Origin of the sequence: Pedobacter antarcticus, from assembly GCF_900112985.1 — a bacterium.
GTDB lineage: Bacteria > Bacteroidota > Bacteroidia > Sphingobacteriales > Sphingobacteriaceae > Pedobacter > Pedobacter antarcticus.
In genome coordinates, this window is the sequence record NZ_FONS01000001.1 from 422,344 (window position 1) to 447,436 (window position 25,093).

The following is a 25,093-nucleotide window of genomic DNA, read 5'->3' on the forward strand; positions in this document are numbered from 1 at the left end:
TACCCATGAAAATTAGAAAATTATTTGCTAGCCAATTTGGTATCCTCCTGCTGAAAAACAGGCTTGATCTGTACACCATCCCGGATATTCTGGACGCCCTCGTAAACGATTACATCACCATCTTTCAGGCCGGAATCAACTACAAAGTATTCTGCAATTCTCATCGAAGGCACGAAGCTTTTCATTTTTACCTGCTGTTTAGAATCCATTACAAATACATAGTTTTTATCCTGAATTTCAAACACTGCCTTCTGAGGGACTAAGATGCTGTTTTGCAATTCGGAAACCAGCTGAATTTTACCCGAAGCCCCATGCTTCAGCATGTGATCTGGATTGGGAAATTTAGCCCTGAAGGCGATGGATCCGGTATTATCCGAAAATTTGGATTCATGAGTCTGAATCTTACCTTCTATCGGGTAAAGTGAACCATCAGATAAAATCAGCCTGGCAACTTTATTTTGAGCAAATTTGCCGTCAACGGTACGTTTGTATTCCAGATATTCATTTTCTGTGATATCGAAATAAGTATACATCTCCTGATTGTCAGACACTGTGGTAAAAAGGGCTCCTTCACTTACCAGACTTCCGGTTTTTAATGGAATACGGTCAATTATACCGTCAAAGGGAGCACGAACAGCTATATACGAAAGTTTATGATTAGCATCAGCGATCGTCGCTCTTGCGTCTGCAACCTTTGATTTTGCCTCGTTGAGTCTTGCCATGCCCAAATCAAGTTCTGATTTTGAAATCACTTTTTTATCAACCAGTGTCCTAATCCGCTCCATTTCTACCTCAGCAATTTTAACCGTGGTCATGGCACTGCTGAGACCAGCCTCGGCTTTGCTAAGTGCAATTCTGTACTCCTGGTCATTCAATTGAAAAAGCAGCTGGCCTTTTTTTACATATTGGCCCTCATCTACTAAAATTTTCTCTATAAAACCTTGTACTCTCGCACGGATTTCAACATTTTTAATAGACTGTATATCTGTGACATAATTATGTGCCAACGAAGTGTCTCTTGCTAGTAGTTTAATGACCGGAATTTCGCTGGGCACTTCGGCAGTCGTTGTTTTCTTTTCCTGACGGGAACATCCCGCAAGTATAATCAAGGCTAATATTAACCAGTTAAATTTCATGATACTATCTTAAAAATCAATAAAAAGACGGACAGTCCTGTAAAAAAGACTGTTCGAAACCTCCGGATCAGCATAGATCCGGATCAATAAATTTTTTAAAAGAAAAGGTCTAGAAAAGTGTTTGGCGAAACAGGTTGATATGCTGGGCTTTAGGAAACCACTCAGGTTCATACCTGTGGCCTGTTAAGGTGTAATCGTCAAAGATACGATAAGGATGGAAAAACTGATTTTCACAGAAAATGAAATTATCCAGCTGAAACTTAATGTTTTTGCCATTTCCAGAATTCGTACGATTATGGGTAATTGTTGCTTGAATATGCCGGAATAAACGGCTTCCGGCAAATGTCGATGCAGGCTCCAGCATTTCGTCATCAAGCGGATCATCATAATAATAGGAATGATGTATTTGTTTTACAGCCGCCTGATCGGATTCAAAAAACGTAAATGAGGAAACCACTAAAGCCAGCAAAATGAATTTAAGCCAGCTCACAGAATGAAAACTATACGGAGTGTTTATCTGCATGATCTCCCCAAAGATATTTTTTTAAATGGCACGGGACAAACTATACCTATAATTCTGGGTAAAAAAGCTATTTCAAACGTTAAGATGACAAATGTTTACTAAAAAACTTGATTTTAAGCGTTTATTATTCCATAAATTGGTATACGAGATCTACTTAATATAGTAGGCTATGTAAAATTGAATTGTGATGAACACGGTGCCTGATAAACGTAGAATAAAACATTATTTCTGGGGTAATTCAGAAGGCGGTCATACGTTCAGAGAAGATGATGCGCTCTCTGTGAGACACATGTTTGTCGAAGTTAATGGCAGCGACCTACTTTATTACCAGACCACTTGTCAAACGATTCTTTATACACTTTATGGGATAGTTTCTTTTTATACTGACGGCAGGCAGATGGATATCCCTTGCGGAAAGGGTATAGTCATTCCCGATGGGACGCATTATCTTGTAGCCAACAGAACTTCTGATAAAATTGAGTTTTTAAGCATTGAGCACGCAGGTTTCAATGCTGGTCCGCAATGCAGCCTCACAACATTTAGTACAGAAAATATTTCCGTCTACGCTTTACTTCAGAAATATAGGTATTGTGCGGACCAGAATTGAGATTAGATTTAAACCGTTCTTCCCCTGTCGGGAAAGCGCCTTCCGTAAAGATGCCTTAAGTCGTAATGCGCATGGTCATATAAACGTTCTTCATCAAAGCCGGGGATGAGATCTCTTTCGGTTCTAAAAGTCTGGAGCACTGCCTGCTCACCTTCAGGAGTAAACTGGTCCGGATCATAAACCGGGGCCGAATTTAACTGTGCTATAGAAACACCCGGTATAAATACCAGGTCTGCACTTTCATGCAGTTCTGCCAAGCCTATCGGAATCAGGATCTTTCTCGGCTCATCTACAACAGCAACAGCATCTAGTCTGGCCACCAGGTATCTTACCTTCAACGCGGCGGGACTAAATAATAAATCATCGACCTCCCCTAGCCTTTCCCCTAAAAGATCTTTAATTTCCCACCCTTTTATATTGGGATCGCCGTCCGCAACTTCAAAATCGCTGCCGGTAATACTTTCTAAACGCCTGTATTCATAATTTTCTGCTGCAGTCATGGTCTGTTTTGTTTGTTTAATAATTTTATGGATTTGAAGTCGCCGGAATCGTCCGCATTCGGTCTGTGGATTCTCTTCCGTCTTTATTCAACAGGAAGTAAAGCAAACCTGCTGCTATAAAAATCAAAACTAACCAGAACCACCATGAGCTCTTCCTCTTGGGTTGTACATTTATGTCCGCCATCTTTTTTTTATTTGGTATTTAGCATTAACCCTCAGCATTTTAATTTGTTTAAAAATTCTCCTGAAAACAATTTCTCCAAAATAACGATTGTATTACGACAGCTTAAACAAATCCCTAAAGCAATGGAAGAATCAAAAAACACACAACAACATCCCGATCCTACAGAAGAGATCCAGAAAAATATCGAAACGGTTACGCCAGACACAGAGAAAGATGGAAAACCAAATGATCAGAAGAATAATAACAGTCCTGAAGAAACACTATCGGATGATCAGGAAGATAAGCCAATTAAAAATACAGAACAAGATCAGGAGGAACCCGACGCAGAATTGCCGGAAGATCACGACGAAGAGAATCCTGAGGGTGATATAGAAACAGTAAGCCCTTAGGGGTAAATTGAACTGTAGTTAGTTTCTATAAATTAAGAACACATGTAATAAAGTCAATGGCCGCGGCTTTTCAAAAGACCAGAATCTTTTAGGAAAGACCAGCGGCCTTACGCTGCGATAAATATATTAATTTGTTTACTTTTCGAAATGTAATGGGATATCACGGACTGAAATGGTCACAGGTTGCCTGGCTAAAAAATCATTAAGTCTGCACCTATTATCGGGCGATTTGAGCTAATCCTCCGCCAAACGAATGTCCTGTAAAGCTCAACTCCGCACCGCCTAATTTACTAATTATGCAATATAACGTCTTTGGGGTATCGATTCGATAATTCAATTAATTTATCTTTAATTTTCATCGGCAGGATCCAGAAAATTGCCCTTTTTAGATTTCATTAACTTTTGTAATGTCTTAACATCTGTAATATCTTGTCTGCGGCCGGAGACTTGTTTATTTTTCACCAGATCATTAAGGCCAATATAGTTGATGACAAGATCATTCTCGAGTTCTATCTTTTCCATGTTTAAGATTGCATCACTAAACTTAACTCCATCAATGAGGTTCAGCACGTCAATCCTTAATGGTGGATATCCGATCTGGCTAATTAATCCTTCTGTTAAAAAATCCTCCTTCTGGAAGCCTAGAGATTGCAACCCAAAATCATTGACGACTTTGAGCATTCGAATTGCATTTTCTTCAGATACGTTGATCCAAATATCGAGATCACCTGTGTGACGAGGCTTACCATGAAATGCCAATGCATAACCACCCACAACCATGTACTCAACACTATATTGGTTTAACAATTTAACAAAATCTTCAAAATCTTCGGCTAATGTCATGCGTAAATTCTTTTCTTTACCAGTTTAGTTTTATCCATTCTTTGTCCCTTTGTTAAAGATTGAGAAATGATATGAGTAACTGCAGCAGCACGCTCTTTTACCGGCCGACCCAACCAATATATCAGATCATGTTGTTCATCATTTGCATCTTTCAGCATAACCCTTCTTAATACAGGCGCTATCTTCCTTATTCGGGGTTCAGGAGCAGGTTTAGGCTTTAAAATAATATTTTTACGTTCTATTCGTATTTCCTGGTTTTCATAAGCGACTTTAGCCTTACTCAAATAATTACTAATGGTATTGTAATTAAACTGTGGATAGCTTAAACAAAAGTTCTTTAGATTAGAAAATACTTCAAAAGGATTCTCTGTATTATTTTTCCAAAAAACTACGATTACTCTTTTCCCCTGAACACTTAGTATTTCCATATACCAAATATAACAAATATCATAGCAATATTAGTCATATGAACAAAAATAGTCCCGATTGCCCCACCTTATGATCCTTAGCCCACCCGCTCAACGATCAACAACGCCCCTGTAGGTAATTCCATAAAAAAGCAACCATTAAATAATGGTTGCTTTTTTGTTTCTCGATTATAAATATCAGTCCTGGAAGCCTAGCAAACCTGTATCGTTTTCACTTTTAATATTTCTCCCAGTTTTTCAATACGTGATGCTAGGTGTCCCTTACCAATCGCACAGTGATGCGCTGGTCCCTGCCTGTTCCATGCTTCGACAAAATTCCTTGCACCCAAAGAAAACCGGTAACGACTGTTGGTATTGCCAATTTCCAGAATACTGCCAGGCACAGATTCACCCTCAGCCACCAGAAGTTTCAATTGACCATCTCCTGTTTCGACAACTGAAAGCAACGTAACAGGACCATGGCTCACAGACATCTCCACGGACAAACCACTACCAACTTTACCATGATAAACCTGTAGGGGCCGCACTTTGATCTTCCCTTCTGCTATCCCCGGATGACAGGGACCGTCATGCCCCATCAGCACTACGTCGTCGGTAAAATCCATAGCATAATACTCTGTGAAGGAACCACCTGCGCCAAAACTGTCGAGAATTTTCATAGCTTGAACGTTTTTGATTTCGTATTCGCCAGCTACAGGTACATTACGTCCGGTCAGGAGCGAATTACCAAGAATAACTGAAGTTGTAGTATTCTCGTTAACCGGATTTCCACTTCCCTTATGGTAATAAGCCAGGGACCCCAATTGATATTTGCTGACCAGCTTATCCAGTGCTACCGCAGTCTGAGCTGCCCTATGTAACTCTTCCTGCTGGCAATCATCTTGAACATCAAATTCCGAATGAATATCCAAAAGCTTAGCAGAAACCTCTGTTTCTGTAACTTCCGCTCTTATACCTGATAATTCATCCACTTCAATCACCTCCATATGCCCGCCGAATGTGGCAAGCTGCAGAGCCAGATCAGTATAAATATCTAACATTCCACTATAATAGTTGCCCATTATTCCCATCCGGTTATAATACATTGTCTTTGCTACACCGGCAGCTTCAATCCATTCCCGGACCTGGTTCCAGACATGATCGTCATTCCGGAGCATACCCGTTATCTGGAAAAACGGAATTTTACTGCGGTTAAAAACATTTGCTATTTCCGGAACAGCACAGGATGAACAATGTGCCAGCCATTCACCGGTCATTACCGTTCTATCAGTTAAATTATTAAAACTTTTATAATCTATACTCGCCTCAGGTGAAAGATTAAGTATAATAACCGGCACATTTGCTTTTCTAACTACTGGCAATACCGTAGATGATAATGCATAAGTAGGAACGTATAAAAATATAATATCTACATCTTTGATTTTAAATGTCGTTCCAGCTTCAAAAGCTTTTTCCGGGGTATCTATTAAACCCAGATTTACAATTTCGGCATCGAAACCCTCCATATTTACTGCGACCTGATTCAAATAATCTGTCAGTCTCGCCTTTAAACCGTCAAACTGCTCCCAATAAGCCTCCAGACCTATACCGAAGAGGCCGGCTTTCACCTTTGTTTTTGTATACATGTATTTTATTTTATTTCTCTGATTTTCTCTCTGACTATAGTCACAGGTCCTAACAGGCCAGACTCGAACAATGGTGTATCTGCCTTGTAAGGCTGCGATGACGTAAAAGTATACCGCCCACTGGTACGCGGTTGATTGTTTAGTAACCATGCCGGCCACTGGTCATTAACCACGCCGTCAAATGGTTTGTGCTCATCACCGATCAATCTGTTCGGCCATAAATTAACTACCTCAATGCTCAGCTTATTCTTCTTCTTTAAAAGGCCGGAAATATCAACTCGCCATGGCGCGGTCCAGACGACGCCCAGGTCCTTTCCATTAAGTTTTATTCTTGCCATATTTTTGACTTTACCCAAATCCAGATAGACCGGTGTTTCTGCTTTAAGATCCGACGCTGAAAGATCAAACTCCTTTTGATAAACTGCTGTACCTGAATAATATTTAATGCCCTCATTCTCATTTTTAGACCAGTCCGTTAGTGTAGGAAAAACCTGATTTGCCGGCCCGCCCCATACCGGGTCGAATTTTACTTCCCAGGGACCTCCAAGCGTCAAAACCGGATCCAGACTTTTTTTCTTTTTAATTAGAGCAGGTTTCCAGGTGTTATCTGCTGAGAATAACACAAATATGCTTTCATAAGCATCCAGTTGCAGAGGAACCAATGTCTTTTGTCCAATCGTCTCAAACTGATCTGTCTGTGTAATCTTCCCTGTAACCGCATTCCAGAATTCAGGTGATCCTTTTACAGACCTGAATTCTGCTGTCAAATCCACTTGTCTGTCTGTTGTATTGGAAACAAAGTAAAGATCCCAGTTCTCATCAGTTCTGTGTGTGTACCTAACAGGGCCGTCTGCTTTAAAATCTTCGATTAGATCCAGGGCACTCAATATTTTAGCAGTCGTTTCATAACGTGGATAAAGATCATCGAGATTTCTACTTACTTGTCCACCCCAGATCAACTGCCCTTTTCCATAACTGCGAAATGTTTCCTGAGCCGGATTTTGTGAACCTCCCCAGATAGTGTTACTCATCGTCAGCACCTGCTGATCGCAGGCCGGATAATTAACGAGACTTGGCGATCTACGTGGAGGGCTGCCTACGACTGTTGCTCCTGCACTGACCAGTTCGCCTATTTTTGTCAACAATGCCGGCGTCATAGATTCATAAGCAGGTAATACTAAAATCCGGTAACTGGCACCACCAGGAAATACTACCTGCTTATTTTTCACAGAAGCTTTTAATAATTGTAATGGTGAACAACCATCAAAATTATAACCTCTGCGGTCGCCGATAGTATCTCCAACGATGGCTGTTGAAGGCGGTACAAAGACTAGCGGTGAACCTTCAGGTGTCAGGTAAAGTATATCTGCTACCGTACGCCCCTGTTGTAACAGATATTGAGACCGTGTTACGTAATCATGATAGCTGCCTGCCATAGGCCACCAAGTCTGACTTCTGTCCCAGTGCACACCGTAAGGCCCCATAGTCGCTCCGGGTTTCAAAGAGTCAGGTAAGAACTGATTTTGAAAAGTATGGTATACAAAACGGTTTATCCCAGCCGCAAAAGCCCAGTCGCCCTGATTTTTGATTGACCCGGGATGTTGTTGCCAGCCTTCCCCCCCTTGCGCGGTGAAAGCCTCCGCAGGAATTAGTGATTTCCCCATTATATGGCCTATTGAAGTTGCCTCAATAACACTATAAGTCGAATTGAACCCAAAACCTTTACTCCAGAATTCTGCCATGGGCACATCTGCGACACTTCCCAGATCAAGATCTGAAGTCGGATTCATATCATAAGGCTCAATCGACAATTCCAAACCATGACGATGGGCATATTTCCTCACATGTTCTGCATGGTTCTCTAAAACCAGTTCCTGAGAAGTCTGTCTCAGGTCCCATAAGAATCTTTCACTTTCTTCTAAACTCCCCACAACGCTCCCGGCATAAACCGGGTAATACCTGATCGGATCATAACCTCTTCGCCGCAAAAATTCATTTCGGAAATTCGCGGTCCAGTTCTGTGCGCCCATTTCCCAGCTATCCATATGTAAACGCTTTAATCCGCCGCCATTACTTTTATTAGTCTTCCCTATTCTTTTCAGCAAGCTGCCTACGTAGACATCCAAATGTGCATTAATCGCAGTAGTATCAAATTTGTCTGCTTCAAAACCTAGACCAGGAAAGGATGCAGGCCGGGTAATAGCCCCATTATTACGGCTGACAAAACGCATTACAGTCCAACGTCCGCTGGCCGGAGTCCAGTTAAGCGTACCATCTGCCTGCATTTTTCCAGTCAGATCTATAATTTTGCTTTTCTGAATAGCAGACTTGCTGTTTCCTTTCAGCGCGGACGGCGAGGGCATTAATGCTCTCACCTCTCCTGAACTGTATGGTGCACGGTAAAAAAGCGCCTTTTCTTCATAATCTTCAATGGGACTTCCTTTTTCCACTTCCGGAAATGCCAGTACTGCCACATCTTCATAATAATGCATCCAGTCCTTTTTGAAATCATCAGTGAGATTCCCTTCACCAAAAAATGGCTTCTTAGGTAGTGGCACAGGCAATACGATCTTTTTACCTTCGCCGCCTGATACCGAAACCTGGCTGGAGACCAAATGCTTCATAGATTGCTCTGGTTTAACCCAGGGGCCCCCGCTCCCTGTCCAGCCTGGTCCGATACCTAAAGTTATTTCAATCCCCAGTCTTCTGGCTTCCTTTTCGGCAAATACGAAAAGCGATTTCCAGGTTTCACTTAAAAAATCGACGTTACCTCTGGGAACGCCAACATTTACTTCCAGAAAAATCAAGTTCCCGATCCCGGCTTCTTTCATAGACTCCAGATCTTTAGTGATAGATGCTGCAGTCATATTCCCATCCATAAAATACCAATAAACACCAGGCTTGTAAACATCGGGTGGTTTAATAAAATTTACGCGCAGGTTTTGAAGCGGTAATTGTGCATAGGTAGTAGGTACGCCAGATAACAGAAGGACAAAGAAAATCCGCGGAAGTAAATGCATTTTTAAATTCATAGCTAAGTTTCGATTTCGTCAATATTAGTATCCCGGGTTCTGTGTTAAATTTGAATTCAGGAATAACTGTCTGTCCGGTATAGGAAAGAATGCTTCATAACCGTCAAATTTATAGTCATTCGGAGAAAAGGAAACCCCGCTTCGATCTACCGTCGGATTGGCTTTCTCGGACTGTCCATGTGCATTCATTAAAGCCGTTAACTGTGTAATTGTCAATGCTCTTTTCAAATCAAACCAGCGGTCATTTTCAAAAGCCAGCTCTACACGGCGCTCATGACGGATCGCAATCCGGAAATCTTCCTGTCCCAATGCATTCAGACTTTTAAGTCCGGCCCTGGTTCTCACCTGATTAATGTACTGATAGGCATTCCCTGGCCCACCCTGTTCATTAATAGCTTCTGCCAGCATTAATAAAATATCTGCGTAACGCAGTACCGGCCAGTTATCATCAGTTCTTCCATCTATTGTATGCGGATGGTTATATTTGTTGACAAAAGGAATCCCTATAAATTCTCCTTTGGCGTTAGTATATCCTTCTTTCAACGCAACCGCCTTGCGCAAGTCTCCGGTTTCAAATTCGTTGATTATGCTTCTGGTTGGAATATTCCACCCCTGAGGACGACTCGTCGGAAAACCGGTAATCGCGCCCTCCGAACCTCGCGGCGCAAATGCATAGATAAAACTACTCCATTCTCCAAGGTTATTACCTCCCTGGTATTGTACCTCAAATAAAGACTCAATGTTATTTTTTCTGGCTGGATCAAACACAGCAGCGTAATCTCCCACCAGGGCATAACCTAGTGTTAAAACCTCTTTTAAAGTTAGCTCAGCTTTTGGATAATCTTTGATGGTCAGATAAACTTTCCCCAGCAACCCCAGAGCCGCACCTTTAGAAGCACGTCCGACGTCCGCAGCCGCATATTCACTTCTGGCCGGTAAACTGGCAGCAGCCTCTGTCAAATCTTTAATAATCTGATTATAAACGACCTGCTCGTCACTCCGGACGGTTTTAAATGCTTCAGCAGAATTTTCGAGTGGTTCAGTCATTAAAACCACAGGCCCGAAATAGCGTACAAGATTAAAATAATAATACGCCCGGATAAACTGAAGCTCACCCTGATACTGTTTTTTTTTCTTTTCGCTGATTCCAGGCACGTCATTTAGTTTCAAAAGCGCATAGTTGATATTATATAAGGCGTTATAACTCTGACTGTACAGCTCTGAAATATTGACATTAGTCGCAGTTAAGTTCCAGAATTCGAATGCTTCCGCCCGGTCAGTCTGTCCCCTGTCAGAGGGATTAAGCTGAATGGTTGTATTGTCTGATGGCATCTCTGCAAAAACGTACTGACTATTCACATGATCCTGTAAAGAACTGTATGCACCGTTTACGGCCTGCTGAAATTCTTGTTCATTCTTATAAAACCTGTCCGCTGTCTTCTTCGTAGGGTCAGAGAGGTCGAGGAATGATTTTTTACAGGAAGTAATTGTCAGTACACAGCATAACAATGATATTTTATATAGATAATTCATGATGATCTCATTTAATTGATAATAGAATTGGATTAAAAATTAATTCTTGTGCCCACAGAAATTGTTCTCGGTACAGGATATGCCTCCATATCTCTGCCCGGACTAATCACATCGTTGCCATTATTAGCTCTCGCCCCATTAACTTCTGGATTATTACCGGGATATTTTGTGAACAGGAAGGCGTTGTCAACACTAACGAATAGTTTGGCATCAAAAAGGTTTCTGACTCTCGGAATGGTGTAACCCAGTGTGATGTTTTTGACCCATGCGTAAGTGCCCTTATAAACATACCTTGAATTTGATTCCCTGGTGAAATAGTAGGTGTTGGATCCTGCCTGTTTTCCCGCTCCAGGCTGTTGTTCAGATCTCCAGCGGTTCTGCACTTCTGAAAGCACATTAAATACCCCATCAATATTAGCGAGATTCATTTCAATAGCGCGGTAAAGATCTCCACCATATGATCCATTTAATAAAACACTTAAATCAAATCGTTTGTAACCGACATTCCAATTCCACCCCCAGGTAAACTTTGGATTTGGATTACCTATAACAACCATATCTTCAGTGTCATACGAAATAGCTCCATCTCCATTGCCGTCCAGATATTGATAGGTACCGGGAATATGGTTAGGATTATGCGGACTGTTATCAATTTCTGCCTGGTTCTGATAGATACCCAACACTTTGTAACCATAGAATAATCCTACTGGTTTGCCCACCTGAGTGATATTATAACCATCATAGAATGCGCCGCTCAACAGCGAATTTCTATCGCCGTCAATTTCCAGAACTTTGTTTCGGTTAAAGGAAATGTTAAATCCAGTATTAAAAGTAACCTGATTAAATCGGTCTCTGTAATTTATACCAAGCTCCACGCCCTTATTCTGCAATTTCCCTATGTTAGTGATAATATTACTGAAGCCCGCTACTGCAGGCACTTCCACGTTCAGAAGCATATCTGTGGTCAGTTTGCGATAATATTCTGCAGTCACACTTATTTTATTTTTGAGCAGACTCAGATCCAAACCAATGTCAAGCTGTCTAGACTGCTCCCAACCTAAATTAATGTTAGGAAAAGAACCCACTGTCGCACCTGGTACAACAGTATTTCCAAACACATAATTACTGTTGTTGATATTAGCCTGCGGAGTATAGTTCCCTATATTATTGTTGCCTGTTATCCCATAACTTGCGCGAAATTTCATATCATCAACCCAGCTTAACTTAGGAAAGAAATTCTCCTGCGAAATACGCCAGCCGACAGATGCCGAAGGAAAACTTCCCCAGCGGTTGTTACTCCCAAATCTGGAACTTGCTTCCCGGTTAAACGCAGCAGTAAACAGGTATTTTCCTTTGTAGGAATAGTTAACACGCGATAAAAAGCTCTCAATAGTATAAGCAGCCATTCCAGAACTCCCATCTCTTTGGTTTGCAGCAGAAACATATTCGACCAGATCATCAGGGAAATTTGTCCCGTTTGCACTACCAGTATTTACCGTATTTTTCTGAAAAATATGTCCAACTGTTACTTCTAGTTTATGATCTTCAAATTTTGGTGAATAGGTAAGCAGGTTATCCATTCCATAATTCAGATAATTATAGAAAGCTTCATTGGCACTGGCCATTCGCGGTGGCGCATTGTTAAAGCCAGCAATCCCCGAAGGTGTAAAATCATGATTACGAACATCCTCCAGTTTTCCGTTCAGGTTAGTGCGGAAAGATAGATCCTTCACAGGTTTAATTTCGATATAAGCATTAGCGGTCAAATTACCCTTATACTGCCTGTGCTGCTCTTCGTAAAGTCGCTGCACGGGATTGGGAAATCCGAAAATATTATCATGACCCCCGATGTAATTATTATAAGATCCGTTTTCATTATAAACAGGTTCCCTTGGATCCATTAATAAGGCCTGGTCTACAATATTATTACCATAAGTTCCAGCAACAGCATCACTGTTCTTTGCCCAGGAATATGCTCCGGATAACATTAAACCTAAATTGATATAGTCATTAGGTCTGCCATCTAGGTTGGCTCTGGCGGTAACCCTGTTAAAACCGGTATTCTTTAAGGCACCCTGCTGACTAAGATAACCCATAGACAAATAAGAACTGGTTTTCTCTGAACCGTTACTCAATGAAATATTGTAATCACTGAAGGGCGCATTCTGACGCAAAATTTCTTTATACCAATCGGTCGAAACAGTTGTCTTTTCAGGGTAGCGGAAATCTTCGGGAATTTCTGAGATTAACGGTTCCCTGTTTTGAAAATAGCGAATCTTATCTGTGAAAATTTCTTGCTGAAATTGTGCAAATTGAGGGCCATTCAGCACTTTAACACGACGAGAATCCGGTACATTGGCAAATCCATTATTGGAACTTACCGTTAGTTTAAACCCATCCTTTTTGCCACTCTTAGTGGTAATCAGCACGACACCATTCGCTCCTCTGGAACCGTAAACTGAAGTTGAAGCGGCGTCTTTTAAAACGGTGATACTTTCTATATCGTTTGAGTTTAATGCCGTACCGACACTGGTACCAACTGGAAAACCGTCGACAACATACAAGGGATCGCTGGTAGCACCAAGGGAACTATTTCCCCGGATTTCTACCTGCAACTCCTGTCCAGGCTCTCCTGTGGTTTGTTTAGCGACCACACCCGCTGCCTGTCCCTGCAATAGTCTGCCGACATTAGATGCAGGAATACCCTGAGATTTGGACAAGTCTATTGCAGATACAGCACCGGTGATGTCTCCTTTACGTTGTGATCCGTAGGCAAGGACCACAACTTCCTGCAATCCTTCAGCAGATGCAGAGAGTTGAATTTTTAGATTTGTCTGATCTGTGACAAGGACCCGTTGTTCTGTATAACCAATAAAACGGATGATCAGCGTTGATCCCTTAGTGGCACTGATGGAAAAGTGTCCTTTGCCATCAGTTTGTGTAATGGTGTTTGAACCCATCACTGCAACAGAAGCACCTGAGACCGGTCCTGAACCGGCGGCGTCGGTTAAAGTACCGGACACTTTCACAACGGTCTGTGCCTGACCTTGTAAATAAAATAATAATGCGAGAGCCATTATTGCGAAATGTTTACCCGTCGCAAAAAGCAAAAGTCTTTTTCCCATAATGAAGATGGTTTAATAATTAGGTTAATATTTGGTTGATTTCAAAAGTATCCGAATAGCTCCTTCTGTTAAATGGTTATTCTGATAAATGAACTGCTGTTTCTGATTAATAGTGAATCATTTCTGCAGGCTGAAACAGGCTGTCGTGTTAACGATGCTTTCGCTTAATGATAATTTCCGGGAGAAGAATTAACAAACTGATAATTCGTATATATTTTTTGATACAAAGGCCTCCCTTCTACAAAGGATGCTTATTTTTATATTTTAAAAACCGCAAAAAACAACCAAATATAAAACCGGGAATTTGAATGAATGGCCATGATAAATTTTTACAAATACCTGCCTGTTAGTAAAGAAGATGAGAATTGGGGTTTAAGTGTATTGAATGCGGGATGTACGCGTACTGAAGCCTCTGATTGTTATCCGTTTGAAGGGCATCCTGCACCGCATAATTTTAACTGGAACACTTGGAGAGTTCTGCAGGAATATCAGATAATTTATATCACTAAAGGACAAGGTCTGTTTGAATCTGCCAGTCTAAAACAGACACAGGTCAAAGCAGGTACCGTAATTGTTATTTTCCCCAATGAACGGCATCGTTATAAACCAGACAATCAAACCGGATGGGATGAATATTGGGTGGGACTTAAGGGCAACATTATAGACAACCTCGTCCAATCCGGGTATTTAAGCATTGAAAAACCCTGCCTATACGTGGGTTTTAATGAAAATATTTTTAATCTCTACAATTGTATAATCGACAAGACAAAAGAAGAAAAACAAGGTTATCAACCGCTGGTATCTGGTGCGGTACTGCATTTGATTGGGGCATGTCACGCGGTAATTAAGCAAAGTTCAACCGAAAACAAAGAAGAAGAAACCATTATTAACAAGGCGATGTTACTTTTTCGTTCAAATATTAACAATTCATATTCACCCCAGCTTGCAGCTCAGCAGCTTAATATAGGATACTCTTCCTTCCGTAAGTTATTTAAAAACTATACCGGACTTTCTCCGGGACAATACTATCTGCAGCTTAAAATAGAAAAAGCAAAGGAAATGTTATGCGGGACAAATTTACCAATCAAAGAAATCTCTATCGAATTGAATTTTGACTCCAGTTTCTATTTTTCAAAAATTTTTAAGAAAAAAACAGGCATCAAACCAACCGATTACAGAAAAAGAAGTCAGGAGCCTGCCTAATTAAACATAATAGCAGACTCCTGTTTACCAACAATCCGATTTATTGTATAAATACGGTTTTGATGTTTACGAACTCTCTGATCCCATATAAACCGAGTTCCCTGCCGTAGCCACTTTGATTAATCCCTCCAAAAGGTAATTTAGGGTCTGACTTGACATTCGTATTTACAAAACAAGAACCTGCCTGCAACTGATTTCTGGCAATGTCTTCTGCTAATGCCGCATTTCTGGTAAATACGGCCGCACCCAAACCGAAATTTGTGTCATTCGCGATCCTGACGGCATCATCAGTATCTATTGCGGTAAAAATGGCGGCGACAGGTCCGAATATCTCTTCTTTATAAACGAGCATTCCCGGTTTAATTCCACTAAGGATGGTTGGCTCGTAAAAGGCATGATCACCAGGGAAATCAGGAATATTTCCACCTAATATGCATTTTGCACCCTGACTAATACATTCTTGGACCTGACCATGTAATTCGTCCCTTAGATCTGCCCTGGCCATTGGACCCAGATCTGTACCGGCGAGCAGTGGATCACCCGTTTTTTTAGCGGCCATGTGGGATCTGAAGAGTGTGGTAAACTCTTCTTCCACTTCTTTCACTACGATAAAACGTTTAGCTGCGATACAACTCTGCCCATTATTAATTAGCCTTGCTTCGGCACATACTTTGGCTGCCAGTTCGATATCGGCGTCAGCCAGCACAAGGTAAGGGTCACTACCACCGAGCTCAAGCACAGTCTTCTTCAGTAATTTACCCGATTGTTCTGCCACACTCATTCCTGCAGCTGTACTGCCGGTGAGCGTAACAGCCTTAACTAGCGGATGCGCAATCACTTCCTGTATATATTTACTGCTGGTAATTAATACATTAAAGATATTTTCGGGAAACCCTGCGTCTTCCACTAAAGCCGAAATAGCTAGTGCACAGCCAGTAACATTAGATGCATGTTTGAGCAGACCTGCATTACCGGCCATTAAAGCCGGAGCGAGGAAACGAAATAACTGCCAGAAGGGGAAATTCCAGGGCATGATAGCCAGGACTACTCCTATTGGCTGAAAAGTGACATAACTTTTTCCTGCAGCAGTTTCGACTGTCTCATCCTTCAGAAAACCTTCTCCCTGAGCTGCATAATATTGACAGACTGCTGCACACTTCTCAATTTCTGCAACGCCATCTTTTAATGGCTTTCCCATTTCTAAGGCCATTAATCTGGCCAGATCCTGTTTTCGTTCCAGTAACAGTTCGGCCATTCTATCCAAACCGGCTGAACGAGTCTGCCAGGAGGTTTTCCGGTAATCCAGCCAGGACTGATGGGTAAGTTCTACTTTTTCTCGGAGCTGATTTACAGTGTCTGCCGGATATTCTTGAATAAGCTCTCCGTTAACTGGATTAATAGATGAAATAGACATAAAAAATGGTTTTTATAGAAACACTACGGTCAGAGGAATGTTTGTCATCGATATTATTTGGAGACTTTCGTTGTTATCAACTATATGCCCCAGTATTCTGCTGGTTTAATTTGTGGTTAATACAAAGTTCCTTCGGAGTTTGTTCATACTTCGTTCATTGTTCCTTCAATCGGAATTGAAGAAATATCGAATAAAAAATGCACAAAACAAGAATTAGATGTAAACTTAATTGCTTATTAAGCATAAAAACACTATATTATATCTCAGAAAAGAAAACATTTTTAATAAAATAAAATAAAAAATATGGCGAGAGTGAAAAATGGCCTTCTAGGCATGGTAACAGGGAAAATCGGGCCACTGGTTGTTTATTCTATGCATGGAAAGGTTTATGCGAGAACGACTCCATCTGTAGTTTCCGGGAAACTAAGATCTCTGGCACAACAGGCACAGAACTACAAACTGAAGTTAATAACGGGTTTACTAAACTCCTGCATAGATTTTATAAAAATAGGATACAGAGCCAAAAGCATAACACACAATAAAACGACCCACAATCTAAGTCAGTCGTATCATCTGAAACACGGAGTAACCGGCACCTTTCCTGAACAGCAGATAAACTGGGAAATGGTGCAGCTGAGTTCCGGATCATTGCCTGCTCCGGAAAACTTAACCGTAAGCCTACAGGATCAAAACATCACACTCCATTGGGAAACCAAAACTAAATTAATGCATGATGAGGCCAACCAGCAGACTATGATATTACTCTACTGTACCGACACACAACAAGTGTATTCAGAAATTTATAAAGGCAGTAAAAAAGACAGGCAGCAGACTCTCGCGTTAAAAACAAGGACCGAACTGGGTTATACCTACCATCTGTATTTCTGTTTTAAGAATTTGCTTGATGATGAGGTCTCAGATAGCGTATATGGTGGTTGTTTACGCCCCTGACCCATAAAGAAAAATGGTCATACTTCTCGGACCGTGTGCACCCAGAACCAGCGACTGCTCAATATCCGCTGTCTTGGAAGGCCCCGCGATATAAGTACCAAAACCATATTTCTGAGATTCCAGACCGGTTATCCTGCTGGCTTCATGCATGTCAGCAACCAATACCGAAATATCGACAAGCATGTAGATATGCTGCGTAATAAAAGGCAGCGCTCTGGTAATCAATTGCTCGTCGGTGATCCATAAGGCTGAATTTTCCGCTACAGCGACAAGAGGTTTGAATATAGCTATATCCAGGTCGGCGTAGCGGTGTGGATCCTGGTCTTTTCCAGGATAAATGAATTCGTCAGATGACAGTTCAGGAACTGTACTCAGTACTTTCTGACCTGGTTTTATAGTATTTTGCAGAAGCTCCACGGCACCTTCAAATGTATCTGCGGTAAGTACCACTGAACCGATTCCAGTTGCAATGCGAATAAACTGTTCCTTTAATTCAGCTGCCGGAGCCTGCGGAAAATACAGTAAAGGAGGAAGTGCAGAACTTTCTGGTTGGTTATGTCTTAAGGCAGCCAGAATATTTGCCCGGCTTTGTAGTGATAGCGGATCTTGCATGGGATGGAATTTCTGGGAAATTATTTCTTCATTTTTTTGTACCACTCAGAGAATGACTGCTCAGGCGGAGCCGGCATTTCACGTTGCTTATACCAGGGATTGAATTTATTGTTCATCGCAAACGGCGCATGCCTGAGTAACCACCTGCCGGATTTACCAGCGATACGATATGCAGAAGGCGAAGACAATAATAAACTCATCCCCTTCATACTTAATTTTTTAGCCAGATCGGCATGGCCTTCCTGAACAATTACCTGACGCCACTTATAAAGCTGCTGATGAATGTCAATTTTTACCGGGCACACATTACTGCATGACCCGCACAGTGTAGATGCAAATGGAAGGTCTGCATATTTTTTACGGTCCAGATTTGGTGCAAGGATAGCTCCTATCGGACCAGAAATAGTGTAATGGTAACTGTGTCCCCCACTTCTGCGATAAACAGGACAAGTATTCATACAAGCACCACAACGGATACATTTCAGGGATGCCCTGAAATCTTCCCGGCCCATATGCTCAGTTCTACCGTTATCGACCAGGATCAGGTGTATTTCCTGACCGGGAGCAGGCTTCTTAAAATGGCTTGAGTAGGTTGTAATGGGCTGTCCTGTCGCACTTCTGGTTAGCAAACGCAGGAATACACCCAAATGTGCTCTCTCCGGGATAATTTTTTCAATACCCATACTTGCAATATGAACGTCGGCAAGGTGGGCTCCTAAATCTGCATTACCTTCATTTGTACAGACTACAAATTCACCTGTTTCTGCAATTGCAAAGTTAACTCCGGTCAATGCTGCCTTGCTGGTTAAAAATACTTCGCGTAAATGCTGTCTGGCAGCTTCGGTTAAAACTTGCGGATCTGATTCGCCAGCTGCAGTTCCGAGATGTTCGTGGAACAACTCACCTATTTCCTCCTTTTTTTTATGAATACACGGTAGCACAATATGGCTTGGAGGTTCTTTGGCAAGCTGCACGATCCGCTCGCCTAAGTCTGAGTCAATCACACTTATTCCCTTTTCTTCAAGAAAAGTATTCAGGTGACATTCTTCGGTGAGCATAGACTTGCTCTTCACCAATTGCGTAACCTCTTTTTCTTTAAGAATACGATATACGATTTGATTATGTGCGGCAGCATCGGCGGCCCAGTGTACCTTGATGCCATTCTCTAACGCACGTGCTTCAAAGTTCTCCAGATAAGCTGCCAGTCCTGATAATACATTATTTTTAATTTGAGACGCGGTCTCGCGCAAAAGCTCCCATTCCGGAATCCCATGTGCAGCTTTATCCCTTTTTTGCCTGATCCACCATAGGGTTTCATCATGCCAGTCTACACGCTGCTCATCTGCATTGAAACCACCGGCAAGTTCTGAATGTGTTTGTTTTCCTGCTTCTATAGCCATTATTCTGCATTTAGGATTTCTGCAATGTGCAATACCTGTACTTTACTCCCATCTCTTTTTAATATCCCTTCCATATGCATCAGACAACTCATATCTGATCCGGTTATGAAAGTTGCACCATGGCTGAGATGATCTTTTAATCTGTCCTTTCCCATCTTTACAGAAACCGCTTCTTCGGCCACGCAAAATGTTCCGCCAAAACCGCAGCATTCATCTTCCCTGCTGAGTTCAACGAGTTCAAGTCCTTTCACCAGTTTAAGTAATTGAAGAGGTTTGGAATAAAATGGTGCTGCCAGTTCTGACATCTGACTAAGCATTAGCCCACGCTGACCGTGACAACTTTGATGCAAACCGACTTTATGTGGAAAGCTGGCATTGAGCTCCTGCACGCCGAGAATATCGACCAGAAACTCGACGAGTTCATAGACCTTTTTACGAATTCCGATGGCCATTTCAGGCTGTTTTTTGTCCTTGAGGTGTTCTTTGACGTGCAGTACACAACTGCCTGAAGGTGAAACAATATAATCGAACTCACTGAACTGATCTATAAACAGGGTATTACATCCGTCCGTCAGATGTTCAAATCCGCTGTTTGCCATAGGCTGACCACAACAGGTCTGATTTTCCGGATAAGTTACATCCATTCCAAGTTTAGTGAGCAACTGATAAGTGGCTATTGCTGCTCCCGGGTAAAACTGATCTACATAGCAGGGAACGAACAGCCCTATGCGGAGAGATAAAGGGTTATCGGGCATTTGTTAAAGATGTGTTGGTTTGAAGGGTATCTTTCCGGCATAATATTTCAATTCAATAATGTGATCCGGTATGGGTTGTGTATTCCAGTGCTCATGTATAGCTAGAGCTGCTCCAATAGCACTAGCCTGAGCCATCGATGCAGCATAGACTTCCATTTCAGAAAAAAAACGTGCAAGAAAGTTCATGTATATTTGGTTTTTGCTGAAACCTCCGTCAACGAAGATTCGTTTGAGCTGTTTACTTTTCATGACAAGGCGGGAAGATACAAATTGCTGCTTCACAATATCGAGTATAAAATAATAATAAGCTTCTTCGGCAGTCTTAAATCTGTTTAACATTTTCTTGTCAAAACCAGAGGTCTTGCTCCATTTTAAATTCTCCGTTTTCTCTGCGTTTTCCTGAAAAATCCTTTCAGCTAATTCTGCATTTAAATGAAATCCGCGGTAAAATCCGGTGTGCTCGTTAAAATGTTCTGCAATTCGTTTTACCTGTTGCTCATGTTCATAACCCGCAAATATTCTCGAAGCTGCTACCGCCTTACCCTTGTACTGTAAATAACAAAGGCAGTCTTGATCGAGCTCCTGAGCGGTAAGCACTTCCTCCCTGAACGGATTCATTGTAATACACCAGGTCCCTGTAGAGATCAATATAAATGGTTCGTGGAAATTAATCAGATAAGGAATCAAAGCAGCAGAGCTGTCATGTAAGCCGGGACCTGCCTTAAAGCTGTGTCCATCTAATTCAACATCAAATGCCTGATCTTCGGTCATCAAGGGAGCTAATTTCTTATCAAGTTCTTCTTCGATAACCCAAGGGTGATAGTTCTGTTTGCCAAAATCCCATAACCGGGTGTGACAACCAATACTGGTGAGGCCGGAAACCGCCTGACCAGTTACCATAAAACTAAGGTATTGTGGCAGATGCAGGGCATAACGGATTTTATTGAATAGCGCTGGTCTTTCATTTTTGACACGGTAAAGCTGCATTCCCGAATTTAAACTCCCCAGTGCCGGAGACGAGGTTTCAGCTGCAATCCTATCTCCCTGCCCATATTTCTTGTCAAATTCATTTTGCAGGTCAAGGGGGTAAGACTTCAAATAATTATATAGGGGTGTCAGCGGCTTTCCTGATTCATCGGTAAAAACGAGACTGGCACCATATCCGGAAAAATTCACGGCCCTGACCATAAAATCCTTTCTTGCCAATAATTCATGCAGCGCATTAAAAACCGAAGAGCGAAGACTTTCCAGATTTTCGCAGACATCTCCATCTTCATCATAAGTTTCGGTAAAACGTGCAGAACGTTCATAAACGATCTCATAATCTTCGTTGAAAACAAAAACCTTTTTATTGGTTTTACCGACATCGAATATAACTATAACCGGAACTGCCATCATTATAATCCTGTTGCTACCGTTTTCAATCCGCGCTCGCTGATCAGTTGCTGACGTATCTGCAGTTCACGATACAATCCTACCGGATTCGCTGCTCCTCCCGCCCGCAACCTCGCTTCACGAACCACGGGTCTGAGGTCTGTACGAAAGGCATCCTGCAAAATCTCCTGACATAAAGTAACATCGTTATTGTCCTGAGCCGCTGTTAAAGCGTCGCGATCTACCAATAATGCCTGCGCATAAGCAAGCATTATTGCATCTACCGATTGTAAGAGATCTTCCAGGGGGTCTTTCACATTATGAGACGCGTCAATCATCCAGCCCAGACCAGTCGCATGGTCGAGTCCTCTGGCATCCAGACCTTCGACGAGCTCATTAAATATCAAAAATAACTGATAAGGTTTAATGCTTCCTGCAGTAAGATCATCATCTCCATATTTAGAGTCGTTGAAATGGAATCCGCCGAGTTTCTCTTCCATCAGTAATAAAGAAACGATCTGTTCAATATTTGCATTTGGTAAATGATGTCCCAGGTCTACCAGCGTAAACGCCTTTGGTCCGAGTTTATTCGCGAAAAGCAGTGATTGTCCCCAATCGCCAATTGTAGTAGAATAGAAATTCGGTTCAAATGCTTTATACTCCACAAAAACTTTCCAGTGTTCCGGTAGAGCCGCATATATTTCCTGCAGGCTCTCCAGTGTACGCTGAAATGCTTTTCTGAAATTTAACTGCCCCGGAAAACAAGAACCGTCCGCCAGCCAAATAGACAATGTATCTGAGCCGAGCTCAATGCCCTGGCGGATCACTTCAATATTATGTTCAACTGCCTGTTTACGTACAGCAGGATCTGCATGGTGTAAAGAGCCGAATTTATAACTGTGTGCCTGATCTGGCTGATCCTGAAAAGTATTGGAATTCATCGCGTCGAAGCGAAGATTATAGTGTTGCGCCTGCTGTCTGATTGCAGCGTAGTCCTGCGGTACGTCCCATGGAATATGCAATGAGGCAGCACCGCTAGACTGGTTTAAACGATGCAGCAGGCCAATGTCAGCTAGCTTTTCGTCAAGGCTGCGTGGCTCTCCTCCGCCGGAGAAACGTCCGAAGCGGGTTCCTCCTGTGCCTAAAGCCCAGCTTGGAATCGCGACCTGAAAGCTAATGAGCTTACTGATTACTTCTTCAACCCGTTGTTGTGTAGCAGCTATAAAGTTAAAGCTCTGCTGATGTGCTTTAGAAGCCCTATCATTATGCGCTTCCAGTTGATTCTGTGTAATTTCCATACGGTCCTCTTTTTAATTCTTCAATTTTAGGCTTCCTTACCTCACAAATGCCATGGCAACCCCGCCATCAATATTTAATACATTACCTGTTGATTTATTCAGCTGTCCTCCGACAAAGACAAAACAAGCATTCGCTATATCTTCCGGCAGAATAATTTGATTCAACAAAGTCCTTTTAGCGTAAAATGCCGGCAGGTCTTCTACTTTAACCCCGTAAGCTTTAGCCCTGCCGGCGGCCCAGTCACCTTCCCAAATCTTACTGTCTGAAATGACGGCATCCGGATTTACAACATTCACCCGAATCTGATCTGCGCCTAATTCAGCAGCATTCAACCTGCTCAAATGTAACTGAGCGGCTTTCGCAGAACCATATCCTGCGTTGTTTGGTCCTGAGACTAGTGCATTTTTACTAACTATATTGATAATATCACCTCCGGTTCCCTGCTTACGCATCATCAAAACAGTTTCCTTAGTTACATTAAACTGTCCTTTCACCAATACATCATATAATAAATCCCAGTCTTTGTCGGTATGCTCTTCGATTGGCTTGGATATCGATAACCCGGCACAGTTAACCACAATATCCACACCGCCGAAAGCGATAGCTGATTCTGCGAATGCTTGTGTGATAGCCGCCTGACTGGTTACATCTAGCAAGGCAGAAGCAAATGCATCTTTCCCGTAATTGGCACTAAACTCTGCAACGGCCTGTTCCAGTCGCGCAGCATCGTTATCGTTGATCAATACAACAGCTCCTTCTTCTACAAACTTTTTAGCAATTGCTTTGCCTATTCCGCCTGCGCTTCCGGTAACTAATGCTATTTTTCCGGAGAGTGCTTTAGGTTTAGGCATCCGCTGTAGCTTAGCCTCTTCGAGCAACCAGTATTCAATATTGAAGGCTTCCTGACGCGGTAGTGCGGTATAGTTTGAAATTGCTTCCGCTCCTTTCATTACATTAATTGCATTGGTATAAAATTCAGCTGCCACCCTGGCTGTCTGCTTATCTTTCGCAAAAGAAAACAGTCCGATGCCAGGGTAAAGCAGAATAACAGGATTGGCATCGCGGATAGCCGGGCTATTCTCCTGTTTACAGGTCTGGTAATAAGTTCTGTACATTTCACGATAGGCTTCAAATGCACCTTTCAGCTTATTTTTAACTGCTTCAGTATCCCGCAGATCTTCATCCGGTTCGAGTTCCAGTACCAAAGGGGAGATCTTAGTACGCAGAAAATGATCTGGGCAACTCGTACCCAGCGGCGCCAAACGTTCCAGGTCGTGGGAATTAATAAACTCCAGAACACGCGCATCATCGCTGAAATGCCCAATCATATGACGTTCACTAGAACAGAATCCTCTCAAAACGGGCGCAAGAACTGCTGCCTGATTTCTGCGTTGTTCTAAAGATGCGGAACTGATCCGCTGACCACCGAAAACGGGAGATTTCTTACCGAAATTTTCCTCCAGATAAGCGGCGCATTTTTCTACTACTTCCAGAGTATTCACATAACTTTCATAAGCTGTGTCGCCCCAGGTGAACAATCCGTGTGATCCAAGCATGATACCCCGGATACCCGGGTTCTCATCCAGACATTGTTTCAGTTGCAGTCCGAGATCGAATCCTGGTTTTTGCCAGTCAACCCAGCCTATCTGACCCTGAAATAATTCTTCTGTAATCTTCTTCCCATCTTTCGCCGCTGCAATTGCAATAGCAGCATCCGGGTGCAGATGATCAATGTGTTTGAAGGGTAAAAAGCCATGAAGTGGCGTATCAATTGAAGGCGCACGGGAATCCAGGTCGTAAATACAATGGTTGAATAACTCTACCATTTCGTCTTCATGTGCGATTCCCCGGTATACTTTGCGCAGCTCACGTAACCGTTCTACATATAATGCAGCCAGGCCATTGCGTTTAAGTGTGCCTATATCGCCTCCTGAACCCTTAATCCACATGATTTCTACCGGATCGCCACTAAGCGGGTCGGCTGCTATAGCTTTGCAGGAGGTATTTCCACCGCCGTAATTTGTTAGTCTCAGGTCGGCCCCTAATAAGTTAGACCTGTAAATGAGCAGGCCAACCTCATCACCTTCCAGTTTATCGGCTTCTGCCTTGTCCCATAAATAATTGACGTGCTTGAAACGGTCTTTTTCGTCAGACATAAAA

Annotated in this window: 21 protein-coding genes; 4 read left to right on the plus strand and 17 right to left on the minus strand. The window is 42.2% G+C overall.

Annotated features, from left to right (window positions below):
- Positions 1-20: 20 nt before the first annotated feature.
- Positions 21-1,136, minus strand: a complete 1,116-nt coding sequence (locus BM192_RS01865; RefSeq protein ID WP_037444581.1) for an efflux RND transporter periplasmic adaptor subunit — start codon at positions 1,134-1,136, stop codon at positions 21-23.
- A gap of 109 nt (positions 1,137-1,245) precedes the next feature.
- On the minus strand, positions 1,246-1,659 hold the full coding sequence (locus BM192_RS01870) for a hypothetical protein (RefSeq protein ID WP_037444583.1): 414 nt from the start codon (positions 1,657-1,659) through the stop codon (positions 1,246-1,248).
- Positions 1,660-1,846: 187 nt separating this feature from the next.
- Here BM192_RS01870 and BM192_RS01875 point away from each other — a divergent pair, with 187 nt between their 5' ends.
- On the plus strand, positions 1,847-2,266 hold the full coding sequence (locus tag BM192_RS01875; protein WP_037444587.1) for a hypothetical protein: 420 nt from the start codon (positions 1,847-1,849) through the stop codon (positions 2,264-2,266).
- An 8-nt stretch (positions 2,267-2,274) separates the two neighbouring features.
- On the opposite strand, the gene BM192_RS01880 is transcribed toward BM192_RS01875, so the two are convergent.
- Positions 2,275-2,766 carry a PRC-barrel domain-containing protein gene (locus tag BM192_RS01880; RefSeq protein WP_037444590.1) on the minus strand — a complete coding sequence of 164 codons (492 nt, stop codon included), beginning with the start codon at positions 2,764-2,766 and terminating at the stop codon, positions 2,275-2,277.
- 25 nt (positions 2,767-2,791) lie between these two features.
- Positions 2,792-2,950, minus strand: coding sequence for a hypothetical protein (locus BM192_RS20845; protein WP_157282951.1), 159 nt, complete (start codon positions 2,948-2,950; stop codon positions 2,792-2,794).
- 122 nt (positions 2,951-3,072) lie between these two features.
- Between BM192_RS20845 and BM192_RS20695 the strand changes: the two genes are divergently transcribed.
- The gene (locus tag BM192_RS20695) at positions 3,073-3,339 is read left to right on the plus strand and encodes a hypothetical protein (RefSeq protein ID WP_139218386.1); all 267 of its coding nucleotides are present in this window, start codon (positions 3,073-3,075) and stop codon (positions 3,337-3,339) included.
- A 348-nt stretch (positions 3,340-3,687) separates the two neighbouring features.
- Here the strand turns inward: BM192_RS20695 and BM192_RS01890 are convergent, their stop codons facing one another.
- The 6 genes from BM192_RS01890 to BM192_RS01915 all read right to left on the minus strand — a co-directional run bounded on the left by BM192_RS01890 (position 3,688) and on the right by BM192_RS01915 (position 13,925).
- Positions 3,688-4,182, minus strand: coding sequence for a nucleotidyltransferase (locus tag BM192_RS01890; protein ID WP_070808232.1), 495 nt, complete (start codon positions 4,180-4,182; stop codon positions 3,688-3,690).
- The gene (locus BM192_RS01895) at positions 4,179-4,610 is read right to left on the minus strand and encodes a hypothetical protein (protein ID WP_051760266.1); all 432 of its coding nucleotides are present in this window, start codon (positions 4,608-4,610) and stop codon (positions 4,179-4,181) included. Before BM192_RS01895 ends, BM192_RS01890 begins: the two co-directional genes overlap by 4 nt.
- A 191-nt stretch (positions 4,611-4,801) precedes the next feature.
- Positions 4,802-6,235, minus strand: coding sequence for an arabinose isomerase (locus BM192_RS01900; RefSeq protein ID WP_037444594.1), 1,434 nt, complete (start codon positions 6,233-6,235; stop codon positions 4,802-4,804).
- A gap of 5 nt (positions 6,236-6,240) precedes the next feature.
- Positions 6,241-9,255, minus strand: coding sequence for a glycosyl hydrolase (locus BM192_RS01905; protein ID WP_234797485.1), 3,015 nt, complete (start codon positions 9,253-9,255; stop codon positions 6,241-6,243).
- 36 nt (positions 9,256-9,291) lie between these two features.
- Positions 9,292-10,800 (minus strand): RagB/SusD family nutrient uptake outer membrane protein, encoded by a 1,509-nt coding sequence (locus BM192_RS01910; protein ID WP_074963866.1) that lies wholly within the window; start codon positions 10,798-10,800, stop codon positions 9,292-9,294.
- 32 nt (positions 10,801-10,832) lie between these two features.
- Positions 10,833-13,925, minus strand: a complete 3,093-nt coding sequence (locus tag BM192_RS01915; RefSeq protein ID WP_037444599.1) for a SusC/RagA family TonB-linked outer membrane protein — start codon at positions 13,923-13,925, stop codon at positions 10,833-10,835.
- A 318-nt stretch (positions 13,926-14,243) separates the two neighbouring features.
- Between BM192_RS01915 and BM192_RS01920 the strand changes: the two genes are divergently transcribed.
- Complete coding sequence (locus BM192_RS01920) at positions 14,244-15,128, plus strand: AraC family transcriptional regulator (RefSeq protein ID WP_051760339.1); 885 nt, start codon at positions 14,244-14,246, stop codon at positions 15,126-15,128.
- Positions 15,129-15,168: 40 nt separating this feature from the next.
- Here BM192_RS01920 and BM192_RS01925 read toward each other — a convergent pair whose 3' ends face one another.
- The gene (locus tag BM192_RS01925; RefSeq protein WP_037444604.1) at positions 15,169-16,542 is read right to left on the minus strand and encodes an NAD-dependent succinate-semialdehyde dehydrogenase; all 1,374 of its coding nucleotides are present in this window, start codon (positions 16,540-16,542) and stop codon (positions 15,169-15,171) included.
- A gap of 303 nt (positions 16,543-16,845) precedes the next feature.
- Here BM192_RS01925 and BM192_RS01930 point away from each other — a divergent pair, with 303 nt between their 5' ends.
- The gene (locus BM192_RS01930) at positions 16,846-17,493 is read left to right on the plus strand and encodes a DUF6266 family protein (protein ID WP_037444607.1); all 648 of its coding nucleotides are present in this window, start codon (positions 16,846-16,848) and stop codon (positions 17,491-17,493) included.
- On the opposite strand, the gene BM192_RS01935 is transcribed toward BM192_RS01930, so the two are convergent.
- The 6 genes from BM192_RS01935 to BM192_RS01960 are packed head-to-tail and all read right to left on the minus strand — an operon-like array spanning position 17,482 to position 25,089.
- The gene (locus BM192_RS01935; RefSeq protein WP_037444609.1) at positions 17,482-18,105 is read right to left on the minus strand and encodes a LutC/YkgG family protein; all 624 of its coding nucleotides are present in this window, start codon (positions 18,103-18,105) and stop codon (positions 17,482-17,484) included. The two genes, BM192_RS01930 and BM192_RS01935, sit on opposite strands and share 12 nt — an antisense overlap.
- Positions 18,106-18,125: 20 nt before the next feature.
- Entirely contained in the window at positions 18,126-19,505 is a 1,380-nt protein-coding gene (locus BM192_RS01940) for a lactate utilization protein B (RefSeq protein WP_051760268.1), read from the minus strand.
- Complete coding sequence (locus BM192_RS01945) at positions 19,505-20,260, minus strand: (Fe-S)-binding protein (protein ID WP_037444612.1); 756 nt, start codon at positions 20,258-20,260, stop codon at positions 19,505-19,507. Before BM192_RS01945 ends, BM192_RS01940 begins: the two co-directional genes overlap by 1 nt.
- Before the next feature lie 3 nt (positions 20,261-20,263).
- Positions 20,264-21,658, minus strand: a complete 1,395-nt coding sequence (locus tag BM192_RS01950; RefSeq protein WP_037444615.1) for an FGGY-family carbohydrate kinase — start codon at positions 21,656-21,658, stop codon at positions 20,264-20,266.
- On the minus strand, positions 21,658-22,932 hold the full coding sequence (locus tag BM192_RS01955; RefSeq protein WP_037444617.1) for a sugar isomerase: 1,275 nt from the start codon (positions 22,930-22,932) through the stop codon (positions 21,658-21,660). Before BM192_RS01955 ends, BM192_RS01950 begins: the two co-directional genes overlap by 1 nt.
- A gap of 36 nt (positions 22,933-22,968) precedes the next feature.
- Positions 22,969-25,089, minus strand: a complete 2,121-nt coding sequence (locus BM192_RS01960) for a bifunctional rhamnulose-1-phosphate aldolase/short-chain dehydrogenase (protein ID WP_037444619.1) — start codon at positions 25,087-25,089, stop codon at positions 22,969-22,971.
- Between the last annotated feature and the right edge of the window lie 4 nt (positions 25,090-25,093).